6 protein-coding genes are annotated in these 9,064 nt (G+C 33.9%); all 6 read right to left on the bottom strand.

Annotation, left to right across the window (positions count from 1 at the left end; genetic code table 25):
* Positions 1-65: 65 nt before the first annotated feature.
* From GW846_06205 to GW846_06180, 6 genes are read right to left on the bottom strand one after another with little or no spacing between them, the layout of a single operon-like run.
* Entirely contained in the window at positions 66-299 is a 234-nt protein-coding gene (locus GW846_06205) for a hypothetical protein (protein ID NDK10338.1), read from the bottom strand.
* A 4-nt stretch (positions 300-303) separates the two neighbouring features.
* Positions 304-3,372, bottom strand: a complete 3,069-nt coding sequence (locus GW846_06200) for a type I restriction endonuclease subunit R (protein NDK10337.1) — start codon at positions 3,370-3,372, stop codon at positions 304-306.
* Positions 3,362-4,627, bottom strand: a complete 1,266-nt coding sequence (locus tag GW846_06195) for a restriction endonuclease subunit S (protein NDK10336.1) — start codon at positions 4,625-4,627, stop codon at positions 3,362-3,364. The genes GW846_06200 and GW846_06195 overlap by 11 nt, the downstream gene beginning before the upstream one ends.
* On the bottom strand, positions 4,594-6,081 hold the full coding sequence (locus GW846_06190) for an AAA family ATPase (protein ID NDK10335.1): 1,488 nt from the start codon (positions 6,079-6,081) through the stop codon (positions 4,594-4,596). Before GW846_06190 ends, GW846_06195 begins: the two co-directional genes overlap by 34 nt.
* Positions 6,082-6,086: 5 nt before the next feature.
* Positions 6,087-7,646 (bottom strand): type I restriction-modification system subunit M, encoded by a 1,560-nt coding sequence (locus GW846_06185; protein ID NDK10334.1) that lies wholly within the window; start codon positions 7,644-7,646, stop codon positions 6,087-6,089.
* Between the two features lie 43 nt (positions 7,647-7,689).
* Positions 7,690-8,640 (bottom strand): hypothetical protein, encoded by a 951-nt coding sequence (locus GW846_06180; protein NDK10333.1) that lies wholly within the window; start codon positions 8,638-8,640, stop codon positions 7,690-7,692.
* Positions 8,641-9,064 lie beyond the last annotated feature (424 nt).

Below are 9,064 nucleotides of genomic sequence, written 5' to 3'. Positions count from 1 at the left end.
AGTTTGATGTGAGCGTTCAAAATTGTAAAACATTAGCCACTCGGTTAACCGTTGATTAGCTTCAATTAAACTGTCTCGTGCCAGATGTAGTTATATATTCGTTCATCTTCATGTGTATTAATTTTAAGAATTGAAGTATCAAATAAATTAAACTCAAGTCGCATATGAAAATATTTATTTGAATTTGTATCGGGTTCGGGTGGTTTTATTCTCGATATAAGCAAAGTGCTTTTTAATTTTAAAATAATCTTAAGTTCTTGAGCCAACTCACTTAAGATAACTATCTTATTATTTTTCATATCTTTATTTTGCAAATATACCACCCGAAATATCAAAGAATTTTTCAAAGAAATTTACAAGTTTATTAAGTACACTTTCACGTTTTTTAGTACGTTCACCGGTTGGAGAAAAACGAGATACAGGAGGTAAGATCTTAGCAACAGCAGTACCAGTTGTTGCTACACTTCCATCACGGAACGAATTTTTCACAAATTTATAAGTCTCGTCATGATCAAGATTTTCATTGGTAATAATTTGCTCAAGTTCCTCAATCCTTTTTTTGTCTACAAAATTCTGCCACTCACCATCGACCGATGAATGGACATCAAGCGAAGTGATAAATTGATTTATGAGATCTTTTTTGTTGCGTAATTTGACGCTTGAGTCTATTGCTTTGTTGATATCAATCAGAATCTCACGATTCTTATTATGATCTTCGTGATATTTCTTGATGAGCCCCAATACATAATCAATATTTATTTCTACCTGCTTAATTAACTCCATTTCGAAAACCAAGTCATCATTAATATTTTCTTGATCAACTTCTGTATTCTTTCGAAATTCATTGTAGAGATCGATATATGCACTGTGATAATCTTGAATATCGCGTTCACTTAAAATTTCGTTGCCAGTAAACTCATCAAAGGTTGTCAAAATATTCCGTACTCGTAAAATTCCCCCATATAGCTTAATAAAATCTTTTTGATTTTGTTCGCCAACGATTCTTTCTCCAACTGGAAATCTTTCCAAGAGTTCTTTTACTAAACTTGTGTATCCCCGCACCTGCTTTTCGCCATCTTTGTATCCGTTGTAGTAATCATCATATGCCTTCAAAAGGACTATCCCGCTTGCTTCTTTGTCTCCGAAAAGAGCTATAGATTCGTTAGTGGCTTTCTCAAGATTGCGGAAACAAACGATATTTCCGAAAGTCTTTACACTATTCAAAATGCGATTTGTGCGTGAAAATGCTTGCAATAACCCGTGTAATCTTAAGTTTTTATCTACCCACAAAGTATTAAGTGTTGTTGCATCAAAACCAGTTAAAAACATATTAACTACAATAAGGATATCAACCTCACGGTTTTTTACTCTCAGACTGATATCTTTATAATAATTTTGGAATTTATCTGATGAAGTATCATAGGACGTTCCAAACATTGTATTATAGTCAGTAATGGAATTATCAAGAAAATCTCGCGAACTTACATCAAGTCCACTCGTATCCTCAGAGTTTTCATCTATCATTCCATCGGCGTCCTCATCGTTTACCCCAAAGCTATAAATGATTGCGACCTTAAGTTTTTTATCACTCGGTACGTCATCTAGTTGTTTTTTAAACTCAGCATAATATTTTTTTGCAACATCAATAGATGAAACAGCAAATATTGAGTTAAACCCTGCCATCCTGCGGTCTTTTAGTTTATAAAAACTATTACGTTTTGTTTTTTGGTCAAAATGTTCGCGAATATAACCAACAATATTTGCTAATCGTTCAGTTGACGCCAGCACTGCCTCACGATCAATATCACTCACTTTCTTATCTTCAATATTTTCAGCTTCACGAACAGTAGAAACATAATTGACTTTAAAGGGCAAAACGTTTTTATCAGCGATTGCATCCACGATAGTATAGGCGTGTAATTTTTCACCAAATGCTTGTTCGGTGGTTTTTAAATCTGGCCGACCACCAGAAGACGCGTTCATCGCAAAGATCGGAGTGCCGGTAAAACCAAATAAATTGTAATTCTTAAACGTTTTTGTAATCGCAGCGTGCATATCACCAAATTGTGAGCGGTGGCATTCGTCAAATATAAGAACGACGTGATCATTAAAAATTGTATGCGTTGTATTGCGTCCAATAAAACGATCGAGCTTTTGAATAGTGGTAATAATAATACGTACTGTCGAATGTTCCAACTGACGTTTCAAAATTGCAGTACTAGTATTGCTGTTTGCCGCGCCTTTCTGAAATTTGTCATATTCTCGCATTGTCTGGTAGTCTAAATCCTTGCGATCAACAACAAATATAACTTTGTCTACGTACGATAATTTACTTGCCAATTGTGCTGTCTTGAAGCTTGTCAAAGTTTTCCCAGATCCGGTTGTATGCCAGATATATCCACCGGCCTCAACGGTGCCAAGCTTTTTATAATTAGTACTGACTTCTATTCGATTCAATATTCGCTCAGTTGCCACTATCTGATATGGTCGCATCACCAAAAGCTGTTGTTCAGTGGTAAATACACAATAGCGGGTCAATATATTTAAAAGTGTATGTTTAGAAAAAAATGTTTTGGCAAAATCCATTAAATCGGTGATCGGTCGGTTGATAGCATCTGCCCACCAACTGGTAAATTCATAACTACTGCTCGTACGCTTTCCTTTTTTTGCTGCCCCTTCACTTGATTCTTTGATGTGCGAAGCGCGTGTAGTATTGCTGTAATATTTTGTATGTGTTCCGTTTGAAATGATAAATAACTGAACATATTCAAAAAGTCCCGATGAAGCAAAGAAGCTTTCGCGCTGATAACGATTGATTTGATTAAATGCTTCCTGGATCGCTACTCCACGGCGTTTAAGTTCGATATGTACCATGGGCAGTCCGTTTACAAGGATTGTTACATCATAACGATTAGAACGTTGACCTTCATCTGTTGAATATTGGTTTATAACTTGCAGACTGTTATCGTGAATATTGTCTTTTTTGATAAGATAAATATTTTTTACAGTTCCGTCCTTTCGCATCAGGTTTTTGATATGATTTTCTTGGATTGTTGCGGTCTTTTCTTTGATACTTTGATTTGGATTGGCTAGCTCACTTGAAAAGAAATGTTTCCACTCAGTGTCTGTAAATGTGAAATTATTTATTTTCTCAAGCTGTAGTCGCAGATTCGAAACTAAATCAGTTTCGGAAGAGATATTTATATATTCATATGCTTGAGTTTTAAGTTGTTCAATAAAAGCTTGCTCCAACTCTGCCTCGCTCTGGTAATTTGCATCGCGAAGAAAATTGTAGTTGGCAACATACTGAGCGACTACTGTGCTCTCGTTGTTTTGGGAAATAGTTTTGTAAAAAACAGGGTTACTTGTCATATGCATTAAAATTTAACAATTTATTTCGATAGTATTCATATTGTTTTCTCCTCGCTTCAAGTTCTGCCGGCAAACCGATTGAGATATTATTTACCAATAAGTCAAACTTATCCAAAATCGTCACAATCCGTTCTTGTTCAGCAAGAGTTGGTACTGGTATCATGATTTTTGACAATTTAGGAATACTTGAATGAACAACTTTATTTTTTGAAAGACCTTTACCTTTTTGATCTATCGAATAATTTGTTGCTAAAGAATATGCGAGATATTTTGGATTCTGATTGTGCTTCATAACAACTATATCTCCACCTGCTAGGCAATTTTCTTTGCCTACATATGCGGTACTTTTTGCAATATCAACAATAGACTCACCTGTAATTGCAAAAAGTATATCTCCGGTTGAAAAGTATTTTGGATTGTTTATATATTCAATATTTGTACACGAAATACATTTTTCAAACCATGTATTGTATTTGGTATAAATTTCCCCATAACGAACGCATGGAACACCAACCTCTGTAACTTGATCTTTTTTAATTCCGGTTCCTCGCAACATGCTAGTAGCAATACTACCCAAATTATTGAACGGAATTTTCTTTTTTTGAGCATCAAATATAATAAGCTTTTCACGATAATATTCGTATTGTTTCTTTCTTGCTTCTAGCTCTGCTTCTAGCTCTGCTTCTAACTCTGTAAAGCTATTAAGAATTTTAACAATTTCTGCTTGAATTGTAAGAGATGGGAGAGGGATTTTGATTTTTGCGAAGCGCTTTTTTGAAACATTGAATCTGGTTACGCCACTTGCAGTTTTTGAAATCTGTTTTCTTGTTTGATCATCTCTAAATAAATATTTCAAAAATTCAGGCAAAAATAAATTTTTGTCATATAAATGAAAACCAAAACAGAAGCTATTTAGGTATAATGGCTCGTTAATTTTCTTAGTCAAAACAGATGACATCCCACATTCATCCGGTGTTTCTGAGGAACCAGTAAATAACACATCGCCATATTCAATTTTATGCTGGTTTTCGACATCATTTACTTTTACAAAGTCATTAATTTCTGTGTTGACTGCAATGTTTGAATATATATTCATATAGGTAACAAATTTTGCGTTACCATTACTAAAATCATCTTTACTTTTGCCGGACAAGCCACCATAAAAATTACCAAGTTCCCTAAGCTCCTTAAACTCCACACTTTTCGGGCAAAGTTTGGCGATTAGTTTTTCAATTTTATTTTGTTGATCAATCATGTTAGTGTTTTTATTAATAATTCAATAGAAGTCTTTAGTTCTTCATCTGTAAATTTTGTATTATGAGTATTTTCTGGATGATGAATTATGTTTCTGATTTTGGTGGGCAAAGTTCTTATTTGATTCTGTATGGTCCCATCTTTTTTTAATCGCATATATGTTTGATCTTGTGCAAAGCCCTTATCAATTAAATATTTTTCAAAGTCTTCTTCATAATAATACTTCTCATCTTCGAAAATAGCTTTTGCCTGAATGAAGCCATATAACTCATTGTGGAATTCAACAGTTATGACACCAAAAGCATAGTAATTAATTTCACCCCAAGTTGGGCTTGAAACTCCGAATAAATCAAATTCTCTACCAGGTTCGACTTTATTTAATCCTGCTTCTTTTGAAAAAACATTCATCGAATGAGTCTCTCTCTTATATTTTTTCAATAAATATGGCGAGTGAGTAATGATGAATATCTGGGATGTACTAGAAATTTTTTCAAGAGCATCCAATAGCTTATTCTGTGCTTGTGGGTGTAAAAACGTTTCTGGCTCATCAATAAAAAACAAAATTGGCTTTGAGGTGCCTTTACCTTTTGCTGAAGATATATCTGCATATACCTGAATTAGCGCAAGTGATAGTGCCCTTTGCATACCCGTTCCTTTTTCGGCACTTTTTGTTTCAATTCCGTTTTCAGATAAATCTATGTTTCCAGTTTTGAGAAAACTCTCAATCTCTGGTAGAGAAAAACTGAATCTAACTTCTGCATCACCATATTGCTCAGATAAAATAGTTCTTAATCTTTCTTCAACTGGTTTTAATGTAGTCGCTATACTTTTTTCACCATCACCAAATGTTTCATTATGTGATGCTTTAAACTTATTCCATGTATCAGAGTTTATAAAATCTTTAGTGATTACACTAATTATTTTTCCGCATATTTTAGTTTTTGAAAAATCAGAGACATCGCTAGAATCTGTGTCTGCCCAAACAAATTGTGCGTCAAAAAGTGCTGTAATAGTATTATCTACACCTGTAGGATTTTCAAATTGACTTGTCGTAGGGTTAAAAACACGAACATTTGCAATAGATAAGGTTTTCTTTTTCTTTTCTTGTATGATTTCATTCTCGTCACTAGAACGCATCACTCGAATGCTTTTTTCACCATTTGTATCAATTAAATATGACTGATATTTTTTTAACGCTTCAATTTGAACAAGTAACTCGAGATCGTCGCCCTTAAACTCAATTTCTACAGATACAAAATCAGATCCGTTAAGCTCGGTTTTTGTAACAACTTCATCTCGTGTTTTTTTAGCTCTAATGAAATCAATAGCTTCGAAAACTGTCGATTTTCCACAGTTGTTATCACCCACAAAAAAATTCACACCTTTGTCAAAATTTATTTCATAATCCCCTTTATATCCTTTAAAATTATGAAGTTTGATGTTTGATATAAACATAGTTTTTATTTGCTACTTCCAATATCTACAACAATTTTATCAATTGCGGTTCGAAGTTCAGTTTGCCTAGCTACAATTTGAGTAATTTTTTTGTTTAGTACTGTAATGTCTACTATCTCGCGAGTGTCTTCCCTTATGACGTAGCTTGATACTGTAATATTATAATCGTTCTCACCAATGTTTTTATTATCTACAAGTTTAGAAAAATATTTTGTGTCTTTACGAGTGATAAACGCTTCTAAGATCTTTAGACGATTTTTCTCACTCAATTTGTTTTTGTTTCCACCGCGTTCAAATTCGGCCGAAGCATCAATAAAAAGTGTTTTGTTATCGTTCTTGCTCTTTTTTAAAATGATAATACAAGTGGCGATAGTAGTACCAAAAAATAGATCAGGGGGTAGTTGAATAACAGCATCAATGTAATTATTATCAACGAGATATTTCCTAATTTTACCCTCCGCACCTCCTCGGTAAAGTACGCCAGGGAACTCAACAATTGCCGCCGTTCCACTGGTTGAAAGCCAAGAAAGCATGTGCATAGTAAAAGCGAGGTCTGCCTTACTTTTTGGCGCAAGCACTCCAGCCGGTGAAAAGCGCGGATCATTGATAAGTAACGAATTACTATCTCCTTCCCAATGTATAGAATACGGAGGATTAGAAACAATGGCATCAAACGGCTCATCATCCCAATGCTTCGGGTCTATAAGCGTATCGCCATGAGCAATATCAAAATTATTATAGTTGATATCGTGCAGAAACATGTTAATACGACACAAATTATAAGTTGTTAAATTTATTTCCTCTCCAAAAAACCCTTGTCTAACATTTTCTCGACCTAAGACTTTGGCAAATTTGAGTAGCAGAGAACCAGAGCCACAGGCTGGATCATAGACCTTATTAACTTCTTTTTTACCAACCGTTGTAATTTCAGCAAGGAGCTCACTGACTTCTTGTGGTGTATAAAATTCTCCTCCCGATTTACCAGCATTTGAGGCATACATCGTCATTAGGAATTCATATGTATCACCAAAAGCATCTATGGTGTTATCAGAATAATTACCAAGACCAAGGTCGCCGATAGATTCAAAAAGTTTTACAAGTTTTTGATTACGTTTTTCTACAGTGGCGCCAAGTTTATTGGAGTTTACGTCAAGATCATCAAATAAACCCTTAATATCATCTTCGCTATTTGCTCCTTTTGCAGAATTTTCAATATTACGAAAAATGGAAGTAAGTGTCTCATTGAGATTTGCATCATTACGTGCGTTCTTGCGAACATTGATAAAAAGTTCACTTGGCAAGATATAAAAACCTTTTTCTTTTACCGTATCGGGCCGGCCAAACTCAGCTTCTTTATCAGACAATGTTACGTAGTCAAAATCTTTTTTTCCCGCACGTCGTTCATCAGCATTAATATAGTTGGTTAAATTTTCACTAATAAAGCGATAAAAGAGTGTCCCCAATACGTACTGTTTGAAGTCCCAACCGTCCACACTTCCTCGCAAATCAGTCGCAATCTGCCAAATAGCGCGATGTAATTCTGATCTTTCCTGCTCTTTAGTCATTTTTGAATTTGAATTTTTTTTAACCATAATAAGTATTAAAAAATTATTTAATATCTTTATGCAAATATTTATAGGAATCCTTTGATAATTGAATTGCCTCGGATATTTGATGATTTTCTAGCAAATAAATATAGCTAATACCGGTTGTCCAATGACCTTTTTTAGAACAATCCTCAATTTTTATGTTTGATTTAATTAAGTCGTATGGAAAACGAAAATATATTTTTAATCCTTGCTTAAGAGGGACGATGTCAGTAAAATTTCTTCCGTGTCTAGATGAATATGCAATATATTTTTGAGTATATCTTATTTTAGTTTCCGGTATCTCTTTTACTAATTGTCTTTCAAAATCTTCCAATAATTCTTTAGTGTTAGACCAAGATTGAGAAATGAGATCTTCCAAATCATATACTTTTATTTCTTTTGATACGTCATTGACAATCTTATCCTTTGTTAGTGAGTTTATAGATTCGGTTGTTCGATATGGTTTTATAAAATTTAGAGAGATTAAATTATCGTTATAAAGTTTGATTTCGTACAGAAACATTGGGAGATCTTTAAAGTTGATGGCATTCTTTTGATAATTCGTAAACTCTGGAGAAATAAATATTATTCTAGACATTTCCCAATTAATATCTTTTTTTGTATAATTCTTTTTTAATCTTTGATTTAGTTCGAGAACAAACTCAGCTTTATTATGTAATATTGCAGATAGATATGCATAGCCCTGATCAATCACACTAAAACTTTTTTCCTTTTTATATTCGATAATCACAAACGATTTATCTTCTTCATTAAAACCTAAGGTATCAATATAAAAATCTTGTTCATTAACTTTGATATTTAATTCATTATTTAAAGAACCTGAAACAAATTTTAAACCTAAAATATTTTCCAAATTATTTTCAACGATTCCTTGCAAGTCTTTTTCCAAGTCAAACGAGGATTCCTTTAGTTCTTGAACAATCTTATCTTGCAGTTTAAAAAGCGGCATAAATATATTTTATCACTTTTCTTACCTTATAGATTATAATTTACCTAACATTTCGTAGCCTAAATCCCGACTTAGTCGGGACATGGCGAAAAACCTACAGAAGAAACGAGAGCTCCTCGTTCAGCTACCTTGACGAGTTACAGATCGAAAGGTCTGTGGGAGTCGCGAGACTTCAGTTGGCGGGGAGCTTTGTTTTTTTGGGTAAAAAACTTATGGCTAAAAATATGGCTCGTTATTATCAAGCCTGGGAACTTCGTCAACAAGGTAAAAAGTTTCGTGAGATTGGGAAGATAATGTATACCCATCTTACTCCAGTTTGCAACTTGTAAAGTTGCAATAGTGGATTAGATGGGTTTATACTGAGAAAACTTATTTCAAATCTTAAGTTTTCGTAGTATATATTAGTAGTGAACGCGCCCGCACG

The organism is Candidatus Gracilibacteria bacterium (genome assembly GCA_010119145.1).
In the GTDB taxonomy this organism is placed as follows: domain Bacteria; phylum Patescibacteriota; class Gracilibacteria; order BD1-5; family UBA6164; genus JAACSU01.
The sequence above is the reverse complement of the archived record's forward strand: the minus strand, read 5'-3'. Positions and strand labels throughout refer to the sequence as shown.